General features: G+C 60.6%; 25 protein-coding genes. 6 read left to right on the top strand and 19 right to left on the bottom strand.

The features are described from left to right. Positions 1-7: 7 nt before the first annotated feature. From LG383_RS06170 to LG383_RS06115, 12 genes are all read right to left on the bottom strand, one after another. On the bottom strand, positions 8-694 hold the full coding sequence (locus LG383_RS06170) for a 3-oxoacid CoA-transferase subunit A (RefSeq protein WP_225758573.1): 687 nt from the start codon (positions 692-694) through the stop codon (positions 8-10). Beyond that, the gene (locus LG383_RS06165) at positions 691-2,016 is read right to left on the bottom strand and encodes an MFS transporter (RefSeq protein ID WP_225758572.1); all 1,326 of its coding nucleotides are present in this window, start codon (positions 2,014-2,016) and stop codon (positions 691-693) included. The genes LG383_RS06170 and LG383_RS06165 overlap by 4 nt, the downstream gene beginning before the upstream one ends. A gap of 24 nt (positions 2,017-2,040) precedes the next feature. Beyond that, positions 2,041-2,535 carry a flavin reductase gene (locus LG383_RS06160; RefSeq protein WP_225758571.1) on the bottom strand — a complete coding sequence of 165 codons (495 nt, stop codon included), beginning with the start codon at positions 2,533-2,535 and terminating at the stop codon, positions 2,041-2,043. Between the two features lie 9 nt (positions 2,536-2,544). Beyond that, positions 2,545-3,477 (bottom strand): PDR/VanB family oxidoreductase, encoded by a 933-nt coding sequence (locus tag LG383_RS06155; protein WP_225758570.1) that lies wholly within the window; start codon positions 3,475-3,477, stop codon positions 2,545-2,547. 9 nt (positions 3,478-3,486) lie between these two features. Then, on the bottom strand, positions 3,487-4,227 hold the full coding sequence (locus tag LG383_RS06150) for an SDR family NAD(P)-dependent oxidoreductase (RefSeq protein ID WP_225758569.1): 741 nt from the start codon (positions 4,225-4,227) through the stop codon (positions 3,487-3,489). A 10-nt stretch (positions 4,228-4,237) separates the two neighbouring features. Further along, positions 4,238-4,717: an aromatic-ring-hydroxylating dioxygenase subunit beta gene (locus tag LG383_RS06145; protein WP_332027066.1), complete on the bottom strand. Its 480-nt coding sequence runs from the start codon at positions 4,715-4,717 to the stop codon at positions 4,238-4,240. Beyond that, positions 4,717-6,027, bottom strand: coding sequence for a Rieske 2Fe-2S domain-containing protein (locus LG383_RS06140; RefSeq protein WP_225758567.1), 1,311 nt, complete (start codon positions 6,025-6,027; stop codon positions 4,717-4,719). The genes LG383_RS06145 and LG383_RS06140 overlap by 1 nt, the downstream gene beginning before the upstream one ends. A gap of 28 nt (positions 6,028-6,055) precedes the next feature. Next, complete coding sequence (locus LG383_RS06135; RefSeq protein WP_225758566.1) at positions 6,056-6,568, bottom strand: nuclear transport factor 2 family protein; 513 nt, start codon at positions 6,566-6,568, stop codon at positions 6,056-6,058. Positions 6,569-6,579: 11 nt separating this feature from the next. Next, positions 6,580-6,936, bottom strand: coding sequence for an IacB protein (locus LG383_RS06130; protein ID WP_225758565.1), 357 nt, complete (start codon positions 6,934-6,936; stop codon positions 6,580-6,582). A gap of 21 nt (positions 6,937-6,957) precedes the next feature. After that, the gene (locus LG383_RS06125) at positions 6,958-8,085 is read right to left on the bottom strand and encodes an acyl-CoA dehydrogenase family protein (RefSeq protein ID WP_225758564.1); all 1,128 of its coding nucleotides are present in this window, start codon (positions 8,083-8,085) and stop codon (positions 6,958-6,960) included. A 106-nt stretch (positions 8,086-8,191) separates the two neighbouring features. After that, positions 8,192-9,316, bottom strand: a complete 1,125-nt coding sequence (locus tag LG383_RS06120) for an amidase (protein WP_225758563.1) — start codon at positions 9,314-9,316, stop codon at positions 8,192-8,194. A gap of 334 nt (positions 9,317-9,650) precedes the next feature. Then, the gene (locus LG383_RS06115) at positions 9,651-10,115 is read right to left on the bottom strand and encodes a MarR family winged helix-turn-helix transcriptional regulator (protein ID WP_166182752.1); all 465 of its coding nucleotides are present in this window, start codon (positions 10,113-10,115) and stop codon (positions 9,651-9,653) included. A 278-nt stretch (positions 10,116-10,393) separates the two neighbouring features. Here LG383_RS06115 and hpaX point away from each other — a divergent pair, with 278 nt between their 5' ends. Then, positions 10,394-11,776 carry a 4-hydroxyphenylacetate permease gene (gene hpaX, locus LG383_RS06110; RefSeq protein WP_225758562.1) on the top strand — a complete coding sequence of 461 codons (1,383 nt, stop codon included), beginning with the start codon at positions 10,394-10,396 and terminating at the stop codon, positions 11,774-11,776. 84 nt (positions 11,777-11,860) lie between these two features. Here the strand turns inward: hpaX and LG383_RS06105 are convergent, their stop codons facing one another. After that, on the bottom strand, positions 11,861-13,057 hold the full coding sequence (locus LG383_RS06105; protein ID WP_106993253.1) for an MFS transporter: 1,197 nt from the start codon (positions 13,055-13,057) through the stop codon (positions 11,861-11,863). A gap of 115 nt (positions 13,058-13,172) precedes the next feature. Here LG383_RS06105 and LG383_RS06100 point away from each other — a divergent pair, with 115 nt between their 5' ends. Further along, entirely contained in the window at positions 13,173-14,129 is a 957-nt protein-coding gene (locus tag LG383_RS06100) for an AraC family transcriptional regulator (protein WP_225758561.1), read from the top strand. An 11-nt stretch (positions 14,130-14,140) separates the two neighbouring features. Here LG383_RS06100 and LG383_RS06095 read toward each other — a convergent pair whose 3' ends face one another. The 3 genes from LG383_RS06095 to LG383_RS06085 form a co-directional block, all read right to left on the bottom strand. After that, on the bottom strand, positions 14,141-14,890 hold the full coding sequence (locus tag LG383_RS06095) for a phage antirepressor KilAC domain-containing protein (RefSeq protein ID WP_225758560.1): 750 nt from the start codon (positions 14,888-14,890) through the stop codon (positions 14,141-14,143). 128 nt (positions 14,891-15,018) lie between these two features. Beyond that, on the bottom strand, positions 15,019-15,855 hold the full coding sequence (locus LG383_RS06090; protein ID WP_225758559.1) for an MBL fold metallo-hydrolase: 837 nt from the start codon (positions 15,853-15,855) through the stop codon (positions 15,019-15,021). Between the two features lie 12 nt (positions 15,856-15,867). Then, positions 15,868-16,665 (bottom strand): OBAP family protein, encoded by a 798-nt coding sequence (locus tag LG383_RS06085; protein ID WP_106993257.1) that lies wholly within the window; start codon positions 16,663-16,665, stop codon positions 15,868-15,870. A gap of 228 nt (positions 16,666-16,893) precedes the next feature. Here LG383_RS06085 and LG383_RS06080 point away from each other — a divergent pair, with 228 nt between their 5' ends. Continuing rightward, positions 16,894-18,657: an alpha,alpha-trehalase gene (locus LG383_RS06080; RefSeq protein WP_225758558.1), complete on the top strand. Its 1,764-nt coding sequence runs from the start codon at positions 16,894-16,896 to the stop codon at positions 18,655-18,657. A gap of 99 nt (positions 18,658-18,756) precedes the next feature. Here the strand turns inward: LG383_RS06080 and LG383_RS06075 are convergent, their stop codons facing one another. Further along, on the bottom strand, positions 18,757-19,011 hold the full coding sequence (locus LG383_RS06075; protein ID WP_106993259.1) for a GlsB/YeaQ/YmgE family stress response membrane protein: 255 nt from the start codon (positions 19,009-19,011) through the stop codon (positions 18,757-18,759). Positions 19,012-19,218: 207 nt separating this feature from the next. Between LG383_RS06075 and LG383_RS06070 the strand changes: the two genes are divergently transcribed. Continuing rightward, complete coding sequence (locus tag LG383_RS06070; protein ID WP_106993260.1) at positions 19,219-19,950, top strand: flagellar brake protein; 732 nt, start codon at positions 19,219-19,221, stop codon at positions 19,948-19,950. A gap of 36 nt (positions 19,951-19,986) precedes the next feature. Here the strand turns inward: LG383_RS06070 and emtA are convergent, their stop codons facing one another. Continuing rightward, a complete protein-coding gene (emtA, locus tag LG383_RS06065; RefSeq protein WP_106993261.1) occupies positions 19,987-20,598 on the bottom strand; it encodes a membrane-bound lytic murein transglycosylase EmtA in 612 nt (203 codons plus the stop codon). A 113-nt stretch (positions 20,599-20,711) separates the two neighbouring features. Here emtA and ldcA point away from each other — a divergent pair, with 113 nt between their 5' ends. After that, positions 20,712-21,626, top strand: a complete 915-nt coding sequence (gene ldcA, locus LG383_RS06060; RefSeq protein WP_106993262.1) for a muramoyltetrapeptide carboxypeptidase — start codon at positions 20,712-20,714, stop codon at positions 21,624-21,626. A gap of 98 nt (positions 21,627-21,724) precedes the next feature. Beyond that, the gene (locus LG383_RS06055) at positions 21,725-23,458 is read left to right on the top strand and encodes a potassium/proton antiporter (RefSeq protein WP_166182758.1); all 1,734 of its coding nucleotides are present in this window, start codon (positions 21,725-21,727) and stop codon (positions 23,456-23,458) included. Positions 23,459-23,556: 98 nt separating this feature from the next. Here the strand turns inward: LG383_RS06055 and dadX are convergent, their stop codons facing one another. Beyond that, the gene (gene dadX / locus LG383_RS06050) at positions 23,557-24,627 is read right to left on the bottom strand and encodes a catabolic alanine racemase DadX (protein WP_225758557.1); all 1,071 of its coding nucleotides are present in this window, start codon (positions 24,625-24,627) and stop codon (positions 23,557-23,559) included. Positions 24,628-24,634 lie beyond the last annotated feature (7 nt).

Genomic DNA, 24,634 nt, shown 5'->3' with positions numbered 1-24,634 from the left:
GATCTCCTTATACCGTCTGCGGCAGGCGAACGGGCGCAACCGTCACCACGCGTTGAACAAAAATGCCCGGGGTGACCACCGCTTCCGGATCGAGTTCGCCGAGGGCGACGATTTCGCTCACCTGGGCAATGGTGCAGCTGGCGGCGGCGGCCATGATCGGCCCGAAGTTGCGCCCGGTTTTGTCATACACCAGGTTGCCCCAGCGGTCGGCCTTCAGGGCTTTGATCAGGGCAAAATCGGCTTTTAGCGGATACTCGAGGAGATAATCTTTACCGTCGATGTGGCGGGTCTCTTTGCCTGCCGCCAGCTCGGTGCCAAACCCGGTAGGGGTGAAGATCGCCCCCAGACCGGAGCCGCCCGCCTGAATACGGGCCGCGAGGTTGCCCTGCGGGACGAGCTCCAGCTCGACTTCGCCGCGGCGATAGAGGTCGTCAAACACCCAGGAGTCGGTCTGGCGCGGGAAAGAGCAGATCACTTTTTTCACGCAACCGGCTTTCAGCAGCGCCGCCAGACCATAGTCACCGTTCCCGGCGTTGTTGCTGATCAGGGTCAGATCCCGCGGCTGACGGCGGATCAGGGCATCCAGCAGCTCGGCGGGCTGTCCGGCCGCGCCAAAGCCGCCCACCATCACCACCGCGCCGTCGAAAATGTCCGCCACGGCACTATCGGTAGCGGCAATCCGTTTATCAATCATTTGCTTACCTCGTTATTTTTCGTTGTCGACGGCAGGCTGCGCAGGGCGATCCACGCCAGCAATGCATAAGCCATCAGCAGCAGGGAGACCGGCCAGGAGGCGTCGAAGTACATCAGCAGTGCCACCGCCAGCATCGGCCCGAGACCGCCTGAGAAGATCGAGCCCACCTCATGCCCCAGCGCCAGGCCGGAGTAGCGCACGCGCACCGGGAACAGGTCGCTCATGATGCAGGGCTGAGTGCCGATCATCGCCCCGTGGCAGAACGGCAGACCCAGCAGCATCGCCAGCATGATCCAGCCGTAATCTCCGGTGGAGAGCAGCCAGAAAAACGGGAAGGCCATCACCAGCAGGCCGATGACGCCGATGTAGTAGACCGGCTTCAGGCCGATGCGATCCGAGAGCGCGCCCCAGAACAGGATCGAGAAGAACTCCACCAGCATCGCCAGGGTCACGGCGCTGATGATCTCCCCGGTGCCGATGCCGATGTGTCTGGCGTAGACCACCGAGAAGGTGAAGAAGATATAGGAGGCCCCGTTCTCCGGCAGACGCAGGGCGATGGCCTGCAGCAGCGCCTTCGGGTGCTCGCGGATCAGCACCATCAGCGGGATCTTCTCGTGCTTCGCCTCCGGTTTTGCCTGAGTGAAAGCCTTGCTCTCGCGGATGTTTTTGCGGATATAGACCCCGACCAGGAAGATCAGGATGCTGAGCAGGAAGGGCACGCGCCAGCCCCAGCTCATCAGCTCCTCTTCCGGCAGCTTCTGCACCAGGTAAAAGGCGAAGGCCGAGAGGACAAACCCACCGGAGACCCCCATCTGGCTCCAGGCGGTAAAGTAGCCGCGGCGCGATGCCGGAGCGTTCTCGCTCAGCATCAGGACGCCGCCGCCCCACTCCCCACCGGACGCCACCCCCTGTAAAAAGCGCAGGGTAATGAGGGAAATCGGTGCCCAGATGCCAATCTGCGAATAGACCGGCAGCAGGCCGATGATAAAGGTGGTGGCCCCCATCAGGGTCAGGGTCATGATCAGGGTCATCTTGCGGCTGTAGCGATCCCCGATATGGCCGAAGACGATCCCGCCCAGCGGACGGGCGAGGAAGCCCACCGCAAAGCCCGAGAAGGCCAGCAGCGTGCCCTGCATCGGGTCGCCGCCCACCGGGAAGAACAGCGGGCCGAAGACCAGCGCCGCGGCGGTGCCGTAGAGGAAGAAGTCATACCATTCCAGGGCATTGCCCAGCACCGAGGCGATCACCAGCTTGCGCAGCTGTCCGGCATCCTGCGTCACCGCAGCCGGAGCGGCGGTGGTTTGAGTCACGACATTGCTCATCCGCGTTACCTTTTATTGTGGGTGTTACGCTTCCAGGTCATGCCCGACGGCATGGTAGCGACGGTTGATGTAAACCAGCCCGCGCGGCGCTTCGCTGATGCGGATCGCCTGCACCTGGCAGTAGAAAACGGTGTGGCTACCCACTTCATGACAGGTGTCGATCAGGCAGTCGAAGCTGGCGACCGATGAGCTGAGCACCGGCGCACCGCTGGCCATCACCTGCCAGGAGTCATACTCAAAACGCTGCTCGGAGCGCAGGCTGGCGTTGGCAAACACCCCGGAGAGATGCTGGTGGTCGCTGGAGAGCACGTTGACGCACAGCGCCCCGTTCTGTTTGAAGTGCTCGTTGGCGAAGGAGTTGCGGTTCATGCAGACCAGCAGCGTCGGCGGCGAGTCCGTGACGCTGCACACGGCAGAGGCGGTAAAGCCAAACTTGCCCGCCGGGCCGTCGGTGGTGATCACAGAGACCGCACTCCCCAGCTGCGCCATGGCATTACGAAATTCGGTTTGCAGTGTCATAAGGTTTCCTCACAGATCGATGACTAAACGGGCGCTTTTCGCCCGGGAACAACACAACAAAATCTGGTCGCCGTCGGCTTTCTCTTCGTCGGTCAGGTAGCTGTCGCGATGGTCCGGCTCGCCTTCCAGTACGTCGGTCAGGCAACTGCCGCAGATCCCCTGTTTGCAGGAGACGCACACCTTCAGCCCGGCAAGCGCCAGCGCCTCGACGATGCTCTGGTTCTCCAGCACCTGCACGGTGATGCCGCTGGAGGCGGCAAACACTTCAAAGGCCGCGCCGCCGGTTTCGACTTCGGCGCTGAAACACTCCAGATGCACCTGCTCCGGGCGGTAACCCAGGGCCGCGGCCTGTTCAGTAACGGCGTCCATCAGGCGAACCGGACCGCAGGTGTAGACGTGGGTGTTAGCCGGAACGTCGGTCAGCACCGCCGCCAGGTTCAGGCGCTGGCTGTCGCTGAAGTGCAGCTGAACGCGGTCGGCGTATGGCGCCTGCTCCAGCTGGGAAATAAAGGCCGCCCCGTCGCGCGAGCGGGCGCAGTAGTGCAGGCTGAAAGATCGCCCGGCGGCATGCAGCTCAGCGGCCATCGCCAGCATCGGGGTGATGCCAATCCCGCCGCCAATCAGCAGGCTGTGACCGGCTGACGCATCCAGTGCAAACAGGTTGCGCGGGTCGCTGACCTGGATCCGATCCCCAACGTTGAGGGCATGGGCGGCCAGGGAGCCCCCCTGCGACTTTTGGTCTTTCAGAATGCCAAGCTGGTAGTGCTGGCGATCTTTAGGGTCGCCGCACAGGGAGTACGGTCGCACCAGGTCCTCTGCCAGATGCAGATCGATATGCGCCCCGGCGCTGAAGGCCGGGAGGTCGATCCCGTCAGCATGCGCCAGGGTCAGCAGGACCACCTCGCCCCGCAACTCCCGCCCGATCACCTGTAATGTCAGCATGTTGACTCCTTAACGCATAAACAGGCCGCCGTTGATGTCCCAGGTCGCCCCGGTGACAAACGACGCTTGCTCGGATGCCAGCAGGGCCACGGCCTGGGCGACAAACTCAGCTTCCCCTAACTGCCCCACCGGGATCATCTGCAGCAGGCCGGGCATCTTCTCTTCCGGTACCAGGGCGTGAACCATCGGCAGATCCAGCGGACCCGGGGCGATGGCGTTCACCGTCACGCCGGATTTGCTCAGCTCGCGGGCAAAGATTTTGGTCAGGGTTAAAATGCCGCCCTTCGAGGCCGCGTAGTGCGCCCCGGAGGCGGTGCCGCCGTTCTGCCCGGCTAATGAGGCCAGGTTGATGATGCGACCGTAGCCGCGGGTGGCGAAGTAGCGCCCAAAGGTCTGGCAGCCGACAAAGGTGCCGCGCAGATTGGTGGCGATCACCCGGTCGAACTCCTCGACGGCAATCTCCATCACCGGCGTGGCGAGGGTCAGCGCGGCGTTGTTCACCAGCACCTGCAGGCTGCCGAAGCGCTCAAGAGTGGCGTCGAGCGCCTTCGCGAAATCCTGCGGCTGGCAGATATCCAGCCCCAGCGCCAGCACCCGGCCCTGACCGTCATCGAGACGATCCGCGGCCTCCCGGGCGCGATCCAGATCGACATCGGTCAGCACCACCTGGTAACCCTGCTTCAGCAGATGAGCGGCAATCGCGTTGCCCAGACCGGCGGCGGCGCCGGTCACTAATACGGTTTGCGTCATGGATGGCTCCTCAGAGGATGTAGCCGATGCTGTGCAGCACATCGTCGCTGTTGACCAGGCGGATCACCTTCTGGGTAATCAGCAACCTGCCTTCCTGCGGCTTAAGGTGCCAGGTAATGTCCGCCGCGTAGTGGCGACTGTGGCCCTTGCGGTGCTCCCACAGGGATTGCGCCCCGCGCACCACGATCAGATCCTCGCTGGATGCCAGCAGGCGGAAGCGCGACAGGGTGCGCAGCGTTCTGGCCCGCGGGGTGGTGGAGATCGACTCCCCGCTGTAGAGACGCTTTACCCGGCGCTCGCGCATGTGGTGATCGTCGCAGGCGTAGTTGAGGGTGTTTTTAAAATCCTTCTCGTTCGGGTCGATGGGCACCACGTACAGGCCGTCGTGCTGCCACAGATCCAGCCAGGCGTTGAACTCGCCCTGGTCCAGCAGATCGCCTTCGAGGTTGATTACGGACATCGCCGCAAACAGGACAGAATCTGGCGTCATCATTTTTCGCTCTCCGTCATTAACTTTTTCCACTGCTGGTAGGCCGCACGCATCCCGGTTTCGGCGCTGACGTCGCTGCGCAGGCCGTCATCGGTGCGGTACTCCCCGGCCAGGCCGCGGTTGAGCATGATCCACAGGTCATCCCCCGCGGTGGCCCCGCGCTGAACGCGCTCCCAGGCTTCGGAGTCATCCGGGGTGCCAAAGCCCATCGGGCCCTGGAAATGTTCGTGCAGACGCAGACGTGCCTGATTAGCAATCTCCGGTCCGCCGTCCATGGTGATCACCGCGTGGTGGATCTCGGTTTCCATCACCGAGATCGGCTGCAGGACGCGGAAGAAGGCCATCGAACAGGCGATGTTGGGGAACAGGTTGAGGTTGAAGCCGGAGCCGCCCACCGCCCGCACGATGCGGCGCACCTGCTCTTCGTCGTGCTCTTTGCGCAGTTCGTCCGCCAGCTCGACAAAGCGTTCCGGGATCGGCGCATCAAGGTTGGCTTCGAGATCCACCAGCTCGGGGATCATCACCATCACGCTGTGGCCGTTGCCGAGATCTTCGACATAGCCGCTGCCGTCGACGAAGTTCAGCATCTCTTCGGTCTGCTTATCGACCGAACTGAGGAAGGAGCGGTGCACCACCGGGAAGTGGTAGCCGTCGGTGGTGTTCTCCAGCTGGATCTTCCAGTTGCCCGGGAAGCGGAAGCGGTGTGCAGGCCCGGTCTTGATCGGGTAGCCCGCACCCTGCTTCATAAACAGATCCATCCACTTCTTCGCCGCGCCGAGGAAATCCTCCAGGGGTTCGATCTGCTCGTTAAAGGTGGCGAAGACCATGCCGGCGTACTGCTCGGTCCGCAGGGAGACCAGCCCGAGCTCGTTTTTCTCCAGCTGATCGGCATAGCTTTCCGGGTGTGGCACGCCGCGCAGGCTGCCGTCGAGGGCGTAGCCCCAGCCGTGATACGGGCAGACGAAGCTGTTGGTTTTGCCGGTGCGGTGTTCGCAGACGGTGGCCGCGCGGTGGCGGCAGCGGTTCAGCAGGGTGTGAATGGTGCCTTTGCGGTCGCGGACCACGATCACCGGCTGGGTGCCGATCTCAGTGGTTTTGAAGCTGCCGGTCTCGGGGATCTCGCTGACGTGCGCCACCCAGACCCAGGTCCTGGTGAAAATACGGTCCAGCTCCAGCTGGAACAGCTCGTCTGAGGTGTAGAGCGAGGTGTGGACGCGGTCATGTTTGACCAGGGCCGCAATCTCTTTCCGGCCTGGGACTGTCGCGTTGGTATCGATATTTTTGACATTGATGATGTGGTCACACTGCATAATCTCTCTCCTGCTCGTCGTCGGGGTTCTACTTGTTGTCAGGTACCGGGAGCGCATCCGCCGCCTGCCAGTGGCTTACCGGCCTGCTGAACAGGTTGCGGGTGGTGAAATGGTGGATGGTCATCTCCCCCGCCTCGCGACGGAAAATAATCTGCAGCTCAGCCGCGTTCAGGTGCGCGCCGCCCGCGGTAAAGGCGGAGGTTTGCAGCATCAGCCAGCGGCCGTGCAGCTCGCCGTCGGCTTCCTGATACAGCGCTTCGGAACAGAGAAAATGGGCGTTCAGGGCAAAGTGCGCCGGGTGGCGGACGTAGCCCGCCATCATCGCCTCAATCGCCGCACGTCCCTGATGTCTGCCCAGCCGGGTAGCGTAGGGCTCACCGACCCCTTCCCAGCAGGCGTCTGCGCTGAACAGCGCCCCGATGGCCTGCACCGTCTCCATGCTCTCCAGCCGATCGCACAGCCGCATGTAGTTGCTGATACAGACCCGGGCTGCCTGCTGATCCTCCAGCTGCTGTAAACGCAGCGCATCCTGTGGGCTCATGATCGGCTCCGTTACTGAATAATCAGTTCGCGCCCGACGCGGGCTTCGATCTTGCAGTACTTCCACAGCTTGCTCTCCCCGTCGCCCACCGGGGTGGTGCGGAACAGGTTGCAGGCGGCCACCACGCTGTCGAGGTTGTCGGCATCCGCCAGCACGTAGGTGGTCCACGGCGAGGCGGTGGACGGGCCGACCATCAGACGGTCGTCATCCATGTTTCCGATCACCCGGATGCCCTGGGTTTCGTCGATGCCTTTCATCATCACGCCGAACGCGCCCCACACCTGTTTGGCTTCTGCCGGGCTGGCATCAAAGAAGTTCTGGTTTACGCCGATGCAAAACAGCACGCGTAAGGTTGTTGTCTGGCTCATCTGTTGCTCCTTTGGTCAAAATTACAAATAACCCGGCAGAGGCTGGCCACCGAAATAGACCGTACCGGCATTGAGATAAGAGAGGTCGCCCATAAAGGCGTGCTGGGTGATCACCATGGTGTCGCGCACGTAGCGTTGCAGCGGGCTTTTCATGGTGATGCCGCCCATGCCGTTCAGCGCCAGCGCCTGACGGGTGACCTCGGCGGCCACGCGGGTGACGTGGGTGGACGACAGCCGCAGGGCGTTGATCTGCTCACAGTCAGGCTCGTTCCCGGCAAGAATGTCCTGCCAGACATCGTCGATGGCGTCGTAGAACCAGGCCCGGGCGGAGCGCAGATCCGCTTCACAGTGGGCAATCTGCATCTGCGCCTGCGGTCGGTCGGCCAGCCGTGGCGCGCCGGTCACCGACTGCTGACGATGGGCAATGGCATAGATCTCATTCAGGGCGGCGCGTGCCACGCCGAGGGCCACCACTGACAGCACCTGGGTGGCAAGGGAGAGCACCGGATAGCGATAGAGCGCCCCGTCGAGGTTCAGGGCGCCGCCGCGCACGAAGGTCCACTCCCGGGGCACGAAGGCATCGTTAACCACCAGATCGTGGCTGCCGGTTCCGGCCAGCCCGACGGTGTTCCACACCGGGTCAATCTGCACGCTGTCGCGCGGCAGGACCGCCATCCGTGGCAGGGTTTCACCACTTTCCGGCAGGATGCCGACGCCAAACACCGACGCGCCCATACTGCCGCTGGCAAAACCCCAGCGCCCGCTGACGCGGTAGCCGCCGTCGGCCAGCACCGCTTTCTGCGGCGGGAAGATGCCCCCGGCGAAGACCACGTCCGGGCCGTCGCGGTAGAGTGCTTTCAGGGTGTCCGGCGGCAGCGCGCCGAGATAAAACGGGCTCATGCCGAAGCTGGCGACCCAGCCCGCGGAGCCATCGGCGGTGGCGATCTGCTCGATCAGCTCGCAGAACTGCGCCGGGGAGCACTCCTCGCCGCCGTAGATTTTGGGGACCAGCGCGCGATAGACGCCGATCTGCTTAAACCGGGCGATGATGTCGTCAGAGATATGACGCTGTTGCTCAAAATCGGCGCTGCGGGCCGCAACGTCATTCAGCAGTGGAACGAGCTCCTCACGAACATGAACGGCTGACATAGCTTCCTCCCGAAAAGAGTGTGCGGCCCGCAGAGAGACGAGCGCTGCCGCAATGAGTGGTACTCACTGAGTTATTGTTGGAACGGTGTTCGGTAAAACGGGATGGTTAGCGGCGTCGTCGTTCAGCCAGCCATTCGGCGGCCTGCACCAGCAGGCCCTCCTGGCCTTTGGCGGCGATCAGCTGCAGGGCTACCGGACGGCCATGAAGGTCACCCATCGGCAGGGTCAGCGCCGGGTGGCCGCTGAGGTTGAACGGGCGCACCAGCCGGGTCAGGTTGACCACGCTCAGCGGATCTTTCGCCTCTTCCAGGGTCGGGGGCAGTTCCGGCAGGGTTGCCAGCGCCAGCAATGGGGTCGTCTTCAATTGAGCATCGACCTGGGCGGTAAACGTCTCGCGGATGTGCTCTGCGGTGTTCAGGGCATCGGCATCAACGCTTTCCCCGGCGCGAATGCGGGTTGCCACATCGGCGGAGACCCGGTCATCGCTCAGTAACGGGCTAAAAGCCTGCCAGTTTTCGTGGCTGATGAGGGTCAGCCCGGCACGATGAGCATCGCCCAACAGGGGGAGATCAACCTGCTGTGGGCGCAGGCCCCACTGCGCCAGACCCTTCAGCAGCAGCGCGTCAATGTCGCGGGTGGCGGTTGGGATGAAGCCGATGGCAGGCAGGGTTGTCAGCGGTGCGCCGACCGGAATGGCCAGCCGGGTCAGCACCTGGCGCAGAACATCAGCATCGCGGGCGAAGATGCCCACGCAGTCCAGCGAGCTGTACGCGGGCATCACTCCTACCCGGCTAAGGCGGCCGTAAGTCGGTTTTAAGCCGAGGATCCCGCAGCAGGCGGCGGGCATTCGCACCGAGCCGCCGGTGTCGGTGCCGAGGGCGAAATCCACCTCACCGGCGGCGACCACCGCAGCAGAGCCGCTGGAGGAGCCGCCGGGGATCAGGTCAGGAAATTCGGGGTTAACCGGCGTGCCGCTCCAGGGGTTAATCCCGGTGACGCCAAACGCAAGTTCATGCAGGGTCGTTTTTCCGCTCAGGACGCAGCCCTGTCCGAGCAGGGTTTTCACCACCTCCGCATGCTGCGGTGCCGCCGGGTTGGCAGCCAGCGCCGGGCAGCCGGCACGGGTCGGGTAGCCTGCGATGTCGAGGGTGTCTTTCACAGCGAAGCAGAGATCGCCTTCGCCGAGGGTAAACCGTTCTACGTAACCATTGCTCTCAGTAACGGGCTGCATCATTCACACCTCAACCAGAAAAAACGAATCATATTCGGCCGGGCAGTCTTCGCTGCGATTCGACCTACCTGAACTCAGGTCAATCATGGAAGATTTAGATGAATATTCAAGTAATTTTTCACGTTAATTTTACGCAAAAATAACATGGAAACATTTTTATAACACTTTCGAGAGGGAGGGTTATGACGATGATAAATAACAATAAAAACTGCGCGGAAATGAAAAAAGAGCCGCACCAGGGCGTAGCGCGACTCTTGTTTAAGTGATTGTTTTAATGTGGATTATCTGGAATTTTTAAGGCTGTCACAAAACCGCAATTCTCTCTGCGGCGCCTTCAAAGCTCGTTCAGGTTATCAAGCACCTTCGACAGCGAAAGGTTCATTTTTTCCATCTGGGCGGCGGTCATGCCCTTAAAACCCTTCTCAAAAACCTTGCTGGCCAGGCGGTGGGCTTCAGCCACTTTTTCACGGCCGGTCTCGGTGAGCATCACCTCGGTGACTCTGGCATCCTGCACGCTGCTGGCGGTGGTCACCAGGCCGTCATCACGCAGGCGACCGACGATTTTGGTGACGGTAGGCATTTTGGTCATCGCATATTCGGAGATCTGCGAGATGCTGGCTTTACCGTACTGTTCGGTAATCATCAGCACCCGAAAGCGGGAAACATCGAGCTGCACCTTTTTTAGCGTGATTTCCATAACTTGCGTGTAGCGCGCATAGACATTAACGATCCAGTAGAACGGGAACTCTTCGCGATGAAAAGCGGCCCCGGTGTCTGACGATGTGTTGGTTTGACTCATGCAATGAGGTTCCGGCAGTGATGCAATGGCGGCAATTATACCCGCTATTGTCCGCCCGCTATAGCCTCTTCACGCCCGGCAATGCCTTCTGTTATTACCTGCGCGCCACGAAAGGCGATCGATATCGCAATATGATTCGAAAACGCTACGAGATTAACAATTGCGTATCATTTTTCAAACATAACATTGACGTTTATATGTGCGATTTCCTATACGTTAGCGCACGTGTTCAGGTTGCACGACACAACAATACCAATAACCGCCATGTGGAGCTTTTCATGAATGAGAGTCCATCGCTGGAACAGACACGCACTGACGTGCTGGCTCCACCTTCCCCTGCTGACGCCACGCTCGATCCGCGTCAACAGCGGGTGATTAAAAAGTTATTCCGCAGACTCATCACTTTTTTGTTCATTCTGTTCGTCTTTTCGTATCTGGATCGTATCAACATCGGCTTTGCCGGGCTGACGATGGGCAAGGATCTGGGGCTGACCAGCACCATGTTTGGCCTGGCGACAACCCTGTTTTACGTGATGTACGTTATCTGCGGGATCCCCAGCAACGTGATGCTGAGTATCGTGGGTGCCCGGCGCTGGATCGCCATTCTGATGGTGGTCTGGGGGATTGCGTCCACCGCCACCATGTTCGCCACCGGCCCTGGTAGCCTGTATGTGCTGCGTATGCTGGTGGGGATCGCCGAAGCTGGCTTCCTGCCGGGCCTGCTGCTCTATTTAACCTTCTGGTTCCCGGCGCACTACCGCGCCCGCGCCAATGCCCTGTTTATGATTGCCATGCCGGTGACGATGGCGCTGGGCTCGGTGGCCTCGGGGTATATTCTCAACCTCGATGGGGTGATGAACCTGAAGGGCTGGCAGTGGCTGTTCCTGCTGGAAGGTTTCCCGTCGGTAATTCTGGGCTTTGTGGTCTGGTTCTGGCTGGACGACAGCCCGGATAAAGCCCGCTGGCTCACCAGCGATGACAAGGCCTGCCTGAAAGAGATGCTGGAGGCGGATCGCGTCAATGCACTGAGCGCCCAGCAGCGGGAAAAGGCCGCGCTGGTGCCAACGCAACGCAGCATGTTCCGGGAGCTGTTCACCCCAACGATCATGCTTTATACCCTCGCCTATTTCTGCCTGACCAACACCCTGAGCGCCCTCAGCGTCTGGACGCCGCTGATCCTGCGCAGCATCAGCCAGGAGAGCAGTAACGTGACCATCGGGATCCTCAGCGCCATCCCGCAGGTCTGTACTATCGTGGCGATGATCTGGTGGAGTAAGCGTTCCGACAAGCATAACGAGCGTAAAGTCCACACCCTGCTGCCGTATCTGTTTGCCGCCGCAGGCTGGATCCTGACCGCCACCAGCAGCGATCCGATGCTGCAGTTCACCGGGATCGTGATGGCCTCTTCCGGTGCCTTTGCCGCGATGGTGATCTTCTGGACGACGCCAGACCGCGCTATTTCACTCCGCGCACGGGCATTGGGGATCGCGGTGATCAACGCCACCGGGATGACCGGCGCCGCGCTGGGGCCGCTGCTGATGGGCTGGATGAAGGATGTCACCGGCAACTTCAACGCCGGGATCTTTATGGTGGCCGGTTTCCTGGTGCTGGGTGCGTTGGTGATTTCGTTTATTCCAATGAAGAAAGTAGCGCAACAATAGTGACATTGCCGGGTGGCGGCTACGTCTTACCCGGCCTACGGTTTTTGTAGGCCCGGCAAGCGCAGCGCCGCCGGGCATGCAAACTTACTCCGCTGCCACCGGTTTGACCCTTACCCCGGCAAAGACCATTACCATCGCCGCCACCAGCAGCACGCCGCTGGCGGTAAACACTCCGCTCGCCCCGTTGAGATCGAATACCGCCCCGCCGCCTGCCGCACCGGCACTGATCGCCAGCTGAATCGAGGCGACCATCAGGCCACCTGCACTCTCGGCCTCGTCGGTAACGGTGGTTGCCAGCCAGGTTGACCAGCCCACCGGCACTAAGCCGAAGGCGAAGCCCCACAGGCTCACCAGCAGACCGTCCACCAGCGCCAGATGTCCAAACGCCACCATCAGCCAGGCCAGGATCCCCATCGCGAACGGCACCAGCGCCAGGGTCAGGCGCAGGTTGCGCGCCAGCAGATGTCCGGCAATGGAAGTACCGACAAAGTTCGCCACGCCAAAGCCGAGCAGGATCAGCGAAATCGTTTCAACGCTCGCCTGCCCTACCGTCTCGAGGAACGGTCGCAGGTAGGTAAAGAAGGCGAAATGGCCGCTGAAGATCAGGATGGTCGCCAGCAGGCCGCCCATCATCCCCGGACGACGCAGGACCCGCATCAGAGTGCTCAGGCTGGCGCTATTCTCCGGACGCATGGAGGGCAGCACCCACAGCTGCCACAGCAGCGCCAGCAGGCTTGGCACCACGCAGAGGAGAAAAACGTTGCGCCAGCCGATCAGACTTCCGAGATAGCTGCCCAGTGGCGCGGCTACCACGGTAGCGATCGACACCCCGGAGAAGATAATGGCCAGCGCTTTCGGCACGTCGCTGGCAGGCACGAGGCGCATCGCGGTGGCGGTGGACATCGCCCAGAAGCCGCCGATCGCCACCCCCAGCAGCAAGCGTCCCATCAGCAGGACATGCAGCGAGGGCGCGAAGGCCACCATCAGGCTGGAGATAATCTGCAGTACCGAGAAGAACATCAGCACCCAGCGGCGGTCGATGCTTTTGGTGGCGGGAGTGATCAGCAGACCGGTGACCAGCGCTACCAGCGCGGTGGCGGTAACGGATTGCCCCGCCACCCCTTCGCTGACCCCCAGGCTGGCCGCCATTGGCGTCAGCAGGCTGGCAGGTAAAAACTCGGCAATAATTAAGCCGAATACCCCCAGCCCCAGCGACCAGACCGCGCGCCAGGCGGGTCGGGCCGGGGCACTGGCCTCGTTTGCGACGATGGATGAATGCATCTGTTACTCTCCGGTTATAAAAATGTGATGTATGTCGCAAAGCATAGGCAGTTCACCGTGGACGATCTATGACATATAATCTCCACTTATTGATTAATCGTCCGGGAATAGAGAAATGACCATCCAGTCGCCTGATTTGATCAGTGAATTGCTGCGCGGCATGCGCCTGTCAGGGGTGAAATACCGTCGGATTGAAGCCAGCACGCCCTTTGGCGTGGCCTTTGGTTATGCGCCGGGCAAAGCACAATTTCACTTTATCAGCCGCGGCCCGGCGGTTCTGCAGATGCACAGCGGGGCGCGGTTCGCGCTGAACAGCGGCGATGCGGTGTTTATCCCCAACGGTGATGCCCACGCCCTGCTCTCCGGGGATGACGCGACGGTGACGCCGGTGTCGGCCTTTCCCAGCGAGCCCATCTGCAACACGGTATGCGACATCCACTGCGAGCCCTGCCCGGACAGCGATAACGTAATGATATTCAGCGGATGTATGGATTTCGATCTCGGTGGGATGCAGCCGCTGATCAAAGCGATGCCGGAAGTGATGATGGTCAGTCGCCTGATGACCACCTGGCCGGAGATCCATCCCCTGCTGGAAGCGATGGAGCGCGAGTCGATGGCGCGCCAGGTAGGCTTTGCCGGGATCCTCGCCCGGCTGGCGGACGTGGTGGCAGCGCTAATTGTCCGCGGCTGGGTCGAATCCGGATGCGGGAAAGCCACCGGTTGGATCCAGGTGCTACGCGATCCGCGCCTCAGCCGGGCGATCTACGCCATGCACCAGCAGCCGGGGGTCAACTGGAGCGTGGCGGAACTGGCAAAACAGGCGGGAACGTCACGGTCGGTATTTGCCGAGCGGTTTCTCACCGCCACCGGCACTACCCCGGCGAAATACCTGACCGAGCTGCGAATGCGGCTGGCGATCCAGTATATCAGTCAGGAGAATCAGGCGATTGAAACCGTGGCATTGCGGCTGGGCTACGGATCGCTGGCCGCCTTTAGCCGGGCGTTTAAGCGAATTGTCGGCCAGTCGCCAGGGGCGTTACGCGAAGCCAGTCAGATCCCACAGGAGATCTGACCGGGTAACAGTTAAAGCCAGCTCTGCTGGGTCATTTTCCCTTCGGTGCGATCCTCGCGCGGCAGTTCGATGGCCAGGGTGGAGAGATGTTTCGACCACAGATCCGCCACCCATTTCACGCCGCGGGCGGTAAAGCGCGCCTGGGACCAGGTGTGCTGGTTCTCGCCCACGCCGCTGTGCAGGGTAAAATAGCCCGCGTCGATATGGTGCTGCGGCGGAACCAGATTGCCGCCGACGCGCTGCATGATATTGCGCTCCAGCAGGAACTCGCGGAACTGCGGCTCTTTGGCTTTGAGCATTTTACAGAGCTGACGGAACCCCATCGCCTCTTTCACCTTAACGAACTGGTCAAAAAACGCCGCCTTTGGGGCCCAGAGTGCCAGCTGCTCCTCCGCCCGATGGCATTTTTCATACTGCTCGGCCCAGGCGCGTGCCGCCGCTGCCGGGTTAGTGAAGTCCGGGATATTGGCGTTTCGTTCCCGCTCCTGCCAGCGATCCAGCATGGCAGCCGTGAAGCCCGGAGAGATACGCGAAACCGTCAGCAGGGAGTCTCGTTTATTCAGCAAAAACTCCTGCCGCGTTTCACCTTCGCGCTCGTACAGACTGGCCGTTACCGGCTGCGAAAGACGCTGCGCTGTTTCCAGACTCGTCACCATGCGTTTCACCTCGGTATGGGCGATACCGGTCATTTTGGCGATTTCGCGGCTGCTGATGGTGGCAAGCCGATCGTTGGACTGGAAATTTTCAACAGGAATTAACATAGGTTTCACCCCTCACTCATACATTACATGGGTAATTTGCTCTAATAGTATACAAATACCTGTTCAAATATCCAGTATAATTTTTAGGCGTCTCCCCCGGAAAGCAGGCCACGCCTAAGTTCCGGTAATCAGGACGGTTTTGGCTGCGTCGCCAGGCTTTCCAGTTCCCGTGCGTCATGGCTACAGAAAAAAGTGATGTCGTGGGCGTGCGAACAGGAGAGCTCGCGCAGCCGCTGCTGATTGCGCCGCCGGGTAGCGTTGTCCATCGCCATCATCCACTGGTAAAAGCGCAGCCCGGGGGTACAGTGGCGCTGCGGCTGGCGCATCTCATCCCGGTAAAACCAGGCGTCGCCACCGTGCAGCAGCCACCCCTGCGGCTGCTGGATGGCAATCCCGGCGTGACCCGGCGTGTGCCCGGCCAGCGGCACCAGCAGAATCTCCGGCGGCAGGCCGTTCAGCGCCGTTACCGCGTCGAAGCCAAACCAGCGCTCGCCCTGCACCTGATAGCCCTCCCAGCCTGAGGTGGCGCTCCACTGCCCGGGGCGATAGCGCTCCCGCTGCAGCCAGCTGTGGCGTCGCTGGGCGGTGTCGATCTCCTGCTGCATTAAATGGATGCGCGCATGCGGGAAGTCCGTCAGGCCACCCGCGTGGTCGAAATCCAGGTGCGTCAGGATGATATGGCGGACGTCCGCCACGCTGAAGCCCAGCGCCTCAACCTGGGCGCGTGCCGTGAGCGACTCCCGGCGCTGGATGTTATTCAGCGCCCGGAAAAAGCCCGACAGCCGGGAGGGCTCGCGCACGTCTCCCTGCCCGAAGCCGGTATCCACCAGCACCAGCCCGTCGCGCTCGGTTTCAATCAGCAGGCAGTGGCAGACCAGATGCGCATGCAGCCCCTTGCTGAAACCATCGTAAAACGCGCCGCCCAGCGGGCACATACACCCGCAGTTAAGGTGATGGATCTTCATATCGCCTCCTCATCAATGTGAATGCGTCTGCTGGCTCTGCTCGGCGGTGCCAAAATGCGCGGTGTCGCCGTGACCGTGTTCCCCGCTCCCCTGCACTCGCCGAAGCTGAATCACCTCGCCCTGCTGCCAGGCATTGGCGCCTTTCGCCACCGGGTGGGCGACGATATCGGCGCGCTGGCGTTTAATCTCCTGGGTATCAATATCAAGACGCCGATCGCGATCCGCCAGCAGGGCCCGGTCGAGCTGCCCTTCCCCGGTAAAGCCCATCATCAGGGCCGGGATGCCGAGCGGCAGGGTTTTGTCGCGATCCGTATGCCAGGTGTGCCAGGTTTTGCCGTAGGTGTTGACGATCTTGCTCATCAGTGCCTTGTCGGCCACCGCAGGCAGGCCGGGTGCTACCAGACTGCCCGACTTCACTTCGTACTGATGGCTGTGCCAGAGCTTTTTCTCCTCCGGCGGCAGGGTGTTAAACAGGCGCTCGCTGATGATGTATTCGACCCCCATCAGCCGGGCATCCTTCGTATTGCCGTCATAGATGACCGCCTGCATAACCTCTTCGTTAAGCACGGTCACGTAGTGATGGGCCTCCATCTGGCCGTTTTTATCCCCGCTGTAAAAATGAAAGCCGTCAAGATAAGCGCTGATGGCCTCCACTGGCGGGCGGGACTGAATAACCTGGGCGCCCGTTTCCAGAGTGCGCATTTTGGCGGAGGTGCTTTCACCTGGGATGGGTGCCTGCGGCGGGGAGTTGTTCGCCCCACAGCCGACAAGAAGCAGGATGGCTGGCACGATCAAAGGTAACGATTTCATTGGCACTCCCTTTTGCTTAACCTGGTTATGAAGGTAGTGCAGATGTCGGGATTGATCCGGCATATATCAGAAAAAACAGCGGCTTCGCTGTGGTTTGTCCGCAACGGTAAATTGTCTGGTTATACGCAAAATGCGCTATCCGACACGCTAAGTGGCTAAGATTCGTCTAAGGTTTTCAGGTGATTGATGACAGCGGTCACGCTGCCCAGCGAACTTAGGAGAACAACCATGATGAGACCTCAACGCCACCCTACACTGCGGCTGGCGATTGGCGGCATCCTGCTTGGGATCACCGCCTTCAGCTATGCGGACGACTCGTCCAGCACCCTGAAACAGCCTCCGGACATTCTGTTTGGTCCTCTGTTTAACGATGTGCAAAGCGCCAAACTCTTCCCCGACCAGAAAACCTTTGCCGATGCGGTGCCAAAAAACGATCCCCAGGCGATCCTTGCTGATTACCACATGCAGCGAAAACAGTCCGGCTTCGACCTGCGGCATTTTGTCGACATGAACTTCACCCTGCCGACTGAAAATGAAAAATACGTTCCGCCAGCCGGGCAGAGCCTGCGTGCGCATATCGACGGCCTGTGGCCGGTGCTGACCCGCACCACCTCCAGCGCCGGGAAGTGGGATTCACTGTTGCCGCTGCCAAAACCTTATGTGGTGCCAGGGGGACGTTTCCGCGAGATTTACTACTGGGACAGCTACTTCACCATGCTGGGGCTGGCCGAGAGCGGTCACTGGGACAAAGTCGCCGATATGGTGGCTAACTTCGCTTACGAACTGGATAGCTGGGGCCACATCCCCAACGGCAACCGCAGCTACTACCTGAGCCGCTCCCAGCCGCCGTTCTTCTCCCTGATGGTTGAACTGCTGGCGACCCACGACAGCGAGGCGCTGAAAAAATACCGTCCGCAGATGGAAAAAGAGTACGCCTACTGGATGGAGGGGGTGGATGCCCTTCAGCCGGGTCAGGCCAGCCAGCGGGTGGTGAAGCTGGACGATGGTGCGGTGCTGAACCGCTACTGGGACAACCGCGATACGCCGCGCCCGGAATCCTGGCTGGATGACATCAACACCGCGAAAAAATACCCGAACCGCCCGGCGACCGAGATCTACCGCGATCTGCGTTCCGCCGCCGCTTCCGGGTGGGACTTTAGCTCGCGCTGGATGGACGATCCGCAGCAGCTGGGGACGATCCGCACCACCAGTATCGTGCCGGTGGATCTGAACGCCCTGATGTTCAAGATGGAAAAACTGCTGGCGAAAGCCAGTCAGGATGGGGGCGACAGTGCAGCCGCCAGCCGTTATGAAGGTCTGGCAGCCGATCGTCAGAAAGCGATGGAGCGCTATCTGTGGAACGACAAACAGGGCTGGTATGCGGATTACGATCTGAAAACCAAACAGGTGCGCGATCAGCTGACCGCCGCGGCGCTGTTCCCACTGTACGTGCAGGCAGCCTCACAGGAGCGTGCGGACAAAACGGCCTCGGCCGCCGAGGCTCAGCTGCTGAAAGCCGGTGGGATTGCGACGACCAACGTCAACAGCGGTCAGCAGTGGGATGCGCCAAACGGCTGGGCACCGTTGCAGTGGGTGGCCACCGAAGGCTTGCAGAACTACGGGCATAAAAAAGTGGCGATGGACGTTACCTGGCGCTTCCTCACCAACGTGCAGCACACCTACGATCGCGAGCAGAAGCTGGTGGAGAAATATGATGTGTCCACTACCGGCACGGGTGGCGGTGGCGGTGAATATCCGCTGCAGGACGGCTTCGGCTGGACCAACGGCGTGACGCTGAAGATGCTGGATCTGGTTTGCCCGCAGGCCAACCCTTGCGACAAACTGCCCGCCCAGCAGCCTGCGGCGAATGATGAACCGGTGACCACCACCCCAGCGGCCACCAGTACTCAACCGGCGGCCAGTACCCCGTCCACCTCACAGCCAGCCGCGAATGATGAATCGACACAAACGCAGAAGAGTGTCGGGCAGTAAGCTGTTCCAGGCCGGGTAAGGCGTAGCCGCCACCCGGCAGTGTTGCAGGGAAATTCGCACAAAAAAACGGCTCTTATATAAGAGCCGTTTTTACGTGGGTCAGGCGCGTCGTACCATCCTGTAGATAAGCAGCACGAGAATAGCGCCAACCACGGCCACCAGAAAACTTTGCAGGTTAAATCCGGATACATTGCCGCCGATGCCAAACATCGTTGCCAGCCAGCCGCCGACAACCGCACCTACGACCCCAAGGATACAGGTCACAATAAAGCCACCACCATCCCGTCCAGGCATGATGAATTTTGCGATAACACCAGCAATAAGACCAAAAATAATCCAGGCGATGATACCCATAGCGATGCCCTCTTGCAGAGTTAAGCTTACGCAGAACACCCGTCTGCGCAGGTCAATTAAGTATAGGCAATAGCCAGAAAACCATTTTGAGTACACTGACTTAATTGCGGCTCTGACGAAAAAAATAATTGCTGGTTTGTATTAAGTTCCGCGCACAGATGCCGATAACGCAACCACAGACTGTCATCTATCGAGGAGCCCTCGGGCGTGAGTAATTACAGTGAGCAGTTCCTGAAAACTAATCCGCTGGCTGTATTAGGGGTATTACGCGATCTGCAAAAACAGGGCGTTCCCGTGCGTATCAGCTGGGGGAACAACCAGTTCATCAGCAAAATCCTGGATGCCACGCCAGAGCGGCTGGTGATGGATTTGGGTAGTCAGGAGTACGAAAACCGCTCGGTGCTGCGCGCAGAAATCATCACCGTGGCCGCCGACACCCAGGGGGCGAAGGTGGAGTTTGACCTGCCGCAACTGGAACAGGGAACCTGGCAAGGACTACCGGCCTTTATTACCTCCCTGCCGGCCTCGGTATGGTGTATCCAGCGACGGGAGTTTTTCCGTATCAATGCCCCCCTGCATCCGGCCTACTTCTGCAAAGCCAAAATGCCGGACAAGAGCGTGATCCGTTTTCGTCTGCACGATCTCTCGCTGGGCGGCATGGGGGCGCTGATGGATAGCGCAAAACCTGAGGCACTGGTGGAGGGGATGCGCTTCTCGCAAATCGAACTGGATATGGGCGGCTGGGGTCGCTTCTTCTTCGATGCGCAGCTGATCACGGTGAGTGAACGTAAGGTCGTGGACAGCAAAAACGAAACCATCACCACGCCGCGTCTGAGCTTCCGTTTTCTCAATGTCGGGCCAGGCCCGGAGCGTGAACTGCAGCGGATTATCTACTCGCTGGAACGTGAAGCGCGGGAGCGCGCCAACAAGGTGCGTTGATCGCGACCGGGCAGCGCGTGGCTGCCCGGCAACGGATTACATGGCGTCCATCGCCTTCTGTACTTTCCAGATATAGCGCGGCGCCTGCGGGGCCGGGTGATTATTCACGACGTGCTCAAAGAACTCGTCTTTGTCCAGATCGTTGATCTCGGCAATCGCCTTTTTGCGATCCGAGGAGAAGGTGCGCAGCAGCGCGCCTGCCCCGTTAACGTACGACACCACCAGCGCATACTGCATCACTTCCGGATCCTCAATTCCCTTCAGGATCCCATGCTCCAGAATGCTCAGATAGGCGGTGCCCATCGAGATATTGCGCTCCGGGTTCTTCAGCTCGCTGGTGGAGGGCTGTCCGCTCCAGCCCATATGCCGGTAGACCTCTCGCCCGGCAGTGGAGGCTTTCAGCTGCATCAGGCCCACCGCGTTCGATTTACTGACCAGATTTGGATTCCCGCCTGACTCCACCGCAATGATGGCGGTCACCAGACGCGGGCTGACGCCCCAGGCTTCACCGGCTTTTTCGCTGATCGGCATCCACTGCATCGCCCGTTTGACCGGCACTTCCGGGTTCCATTCGGTTTTGTTGTAATCCTGCTTTGAACTGCATCCTGCAAGCAACACAATCAAAAAAGCAAACCATCTCAATTTCACGTCATCTGTCCTTATGGTCATTCATCGCTGTTACCCTATCCTCCGCTTGATGAAGGATGCGCTCAGGCGGCATGATATATACATTTAGATTTATAAGTCAGCAAGGAAATGCCATGTCTCAGTTTCATCTCATCGCACCATCAGGTTACTGCATTAATCAGGAGGCGGCCCAACGGGGCGTTGCGCGTTTACTGGACGACGGGCATCAGGTGCAAAATCAGATAATTATACCCCGCCGCCAGCAGCGATTTGCCGGGACCGAGGCGCAGCGGCTGAACGACATTAACGCCCTCACCCGCCTCGAGGGGGCCAACCAGATAGTGCTGGCGGTGCGCGGAGGATACGGCGCCAGCCGCCTGCTGGAGCAGATCGACTGGCAGGGTCTGGCTATACGCCAGCAGCAGGATCCACTGCTGATTTGCGGTCACAGCGATTTCACCGTTATCCAGCTGGGCCTGCTGGCGCTGCATAACGTCATCACCTTTAGCGGCCCGATGCTGGCGGGCAACTTTGGCGCCCCCGAGCTGGACGCCTTTACCCTGGATCATTTCTGGCGCGCGCTGCAAAACAAAACCTACTCCGTGGAGTGGCAGGGCGAAGGTCCGGCGTGTGAACGCGCAGGCCAGCTGTGGGGCGGCAATCTGGCAATGGTGGTGTCGCTGATCGGCACCCGCTGGCTGCCCGCCATTGAGAACGGCATTCTGGTGCTGGAGGATATCAACGAGCATCCGTTCCGGGTTGAGCGCATGCTGCTCCAGCTGCACCACGCGGGGATCCTCGACCGCCAGCAGGCGATCGTCCTCGGCAGTTTTAGCGGTGCGGCCGCCAATGATTACGACGCCGGATACGATCTGGCGACTATGATCGATTACCTGCGCTCCCGGGTGTCGGTGCCGATTATCAGCGGGCTCGATTTTGGTCATGAACAACAGACCGTCACCCTGCCGCTCGGCGCGCAGGCTTCGCTTGTTCACGCCGCAGGTAAGACCTGTTTGACCCTGAGCGGTCATCCGGTGCTGAAGGCATAAAAAAAGCCCCTTAAGCGCCGGATTAGCACGCTGTAAGGGGCATTAATATGTTAGGGTTTTAATAATAGTCACCGCGTCACGCAGGGAGTACGCACACATTGGATGCCGCAGCAATAATCAGTCTTTTTATCCTGGGTTCAGTTCTTGTAACCTGCAGTATTTTATTGAGTTCATTCTCGTCTCGTCTCGGCATCCCCATTCTGGTTATTTTCCTCGCCATCGGCATGCTGGCGGGGGTTGATGGTGTCGGCGGGATCCCCTTCGATAACTACCCGTTTGCCTACATGGTGAGTAACCTCGCGCTGGCGGTGATCCTGCTGGACGGCGGGATGCGCACCCAGGCCAGTTCGTTTCGCGTGGCGCTGGGCCCGGCCCTGTCGCTGGCAACGGTTGGGGTACTGATCACCTCCGGCCTGACCGGGATGATGGCAGCCTGGCTGTTTAATCTGGATATCATGGAAGGGCTGCTGATTGGCGCCATCGTCGGCTCCACCGACGCCGCGGCGGTCTTCTCCCTGCTGGGCGGCAAAGGGCTGAACGAACGTGTCGGCTCGACGCTGGAAATCGAATCCGGCAGTAACGACCCGATGGCGGTGTTTCTGACCATCACCCTGATAGAGATGATCCAGCAGCATGAGACCAGCCTGAGCTGGATGTTCGCCTGGCACATCATTCAGCAGTTCGGTCTTGGGATCATCATCGGCCTCGCCGGTGGCTATCTGCTGCAACAGATGATTAACCGTATCTCGCTGCCGGCCGGGCTCTACCCGCTGCTGGCCCTGAGCGGCGGGATTTTGATTTTCGCCCTGACCACCGCGATGGACGGCAGCGGCATTCTGGCGGTCTACCTGTGCGGCTTCCTGCTGGGGAATCGCCCGATCCGCAACCGCTTTGGCATTCTGCAGAACTTTGACGGCCTGGCCTGGCTGGCACAGATCGGCATGTTCCTGGTGCTGGGGCTGCTGGTCACTCCGTCGGACCTGCTGCCGATTGCCATTCCGGCCCTGCTGCTGTCAATATGGATGATCTTCTTTGCCCGTCCGCTGTCGGTATTTGCTGGCCTGCTGCCGTTCAGAGGGTTTAACCTGCGCGAGCGGGTGTTTATCAGTTGGGTGGGACTGCGCGGCGCGGTGCCGATCATCCTCGCGGTATTCCCGATGATGGCCGGGCTGGATAACGCCCGCCTGTTCTTTAACGTGGCCTTCTTCGTGGTGCTGGTGTCGCTGCTGTTCCAGGGCACGTCCCTGTCGTGGGCGGCGAAAAAGGCCAAAGTGGTGATCCCACCGGTGGGCTGGCCGGTCTCCCGCGTGGGGCTGGACCTTCATCCGGAAAACCCGTGGGAGCAGTTTGTCTACCAGCTCAGCGCCGACAAGTGGTGCGTGGGTGCCTCCCTGCGGGATCTGCATATGCCTGAGGAGACGCGCATTGCCGCCCTGTTCCGCGATAACGCCCTGCTGCACCCGACCGGGAGCACCCGGCTGCGTGAGGGGGATATTCTCTGCGTGATTGGCCGCGAGCGCGACCTCCCTGCTCTCGGCAAGCTGTTCAGCCAGTCGCCGCCGGTGGCGCTGGATCAGCGCTTCTTTGGTGATTTTATTCTCGAAGCCAGCGCCAAATTTGCCGACGTGGCGTTGATCTACGGCCTGGAGGAAGGGCTGGAGTATCGTGACAACCAGCAGACGCTGGGCGAGATTATCCAGAAACTGCTCGGTGCCGCGCCGGTGGTGGGTGACCAGGTGGAGTTTGCCGGGATGATCTGGACGGTGGCGGAGAAAGAAGATAACAGGGTGCGGAAAGTGGGCGTGCGCGTGGCGGAGGATGCCGAGGAGTAATTCTGTACGGTCGGTTTGCCGGGTGGCGGCTATGCCTTACCCGGCCTACAAGGCACGGTTTTGTAGGCCCGGCAAGCGTAGCGCCGCCGGGCGTCTCTTCACACCGTAATCACGGGTACCCGCGGGGCTAACGCGGTTAGCAATTCGTACCCGATGGTGCCCGCCGCAGCCGCGACGTCGTCCACTTTCACCTCATTCCCCCACAGCTCAACCGGCGTGCCGATCCCGGCCTGCGGGCAAGGGGTAAGATCAATCGCCAGCATATCCATCGACACGGTACCGACCGTGCCGGTGCGCACGCCATCCACCCATACCGGAGTGCCGTTTGGGGCGATACGCGGATAACCGTCGGCATAGCCACCAGCGACAATCCCGATCCGCTGCTCGCCCGAGGCGCGATAGCGACTGCCGTAGCCCACGGTATCCCCCGCTTTCAGGGTCTGAACCCCGATAATCTCACTGCGCAGGGACATTACCGGCTTGAGGCCACTGTTGGCGATATCCTGCCACTGCCCGGACGGTGACGCGCCGTAGAGCACGATCCCCGGGCGCACCCAGTCGAAATGCGCTTCCGGGTGCCAGAGGGTCGCCGCCGAGTTAGAGAGCGAGCGCGGGCAGTCCAGCCCCTCCGCCGCCTGCTCTATGCGCATCATGGGCTCAGCAATGCCGTCCGGCTTTTCCGCATCGGCAAAATGGGCCATCAGCGTCATCCCGCCGATGTTCTTCAACGCCCGCAGCTGCTGCCAGACGCTGTGGACCCGATCCGGCTGGAAACCGAGGCGGTTCATGCCGCTGTTCACCTTCAGGTAGATATCGAGCGGGGCATGCAGCTTCGCGTTCTGCAACGCCTTCACCTGCCAGTTACTGTGCACGCTGGTGGTCAGGCGGTACTTATCAAACAGCGGCAGTTCATCGCTGCTGAAGAAGCCTTCGAGCATCAGGATCGGCCCTTTCCAGCCACGCTCGCGCAGCAGGATCGCCTCCTCCAGATTGAGCATTGCAAAGCCATCGGCGGCGCTTAACGCGCTCCAGATGCGATCCAGACCGTGACCATAAGCATTGGCTTTGACCACCGCCCAGACGCGTGAATCGGGCGCAGCGCGCCGGACAATTTGCAGGTTATCTTTCATAGCCTGCAGATCCAGCTGAGCCACAACAGGACGGGACATGACGACT

Source organism: Leclercia sp. Marseille-Q4284, from assembly GCF_916618945.1.
Taxonomy (GTDB): Bacteria; Pseudomonadota; Gammaproteobacteria; order Enterobacterales; family Enterobacteriaceae; genus Enterobacter; species Enterobacter tamurae.
Note: the sequence above shows the minus strand (reverse complement) of the source record. Positions and strands in the feature narration are given on the sequence as shown.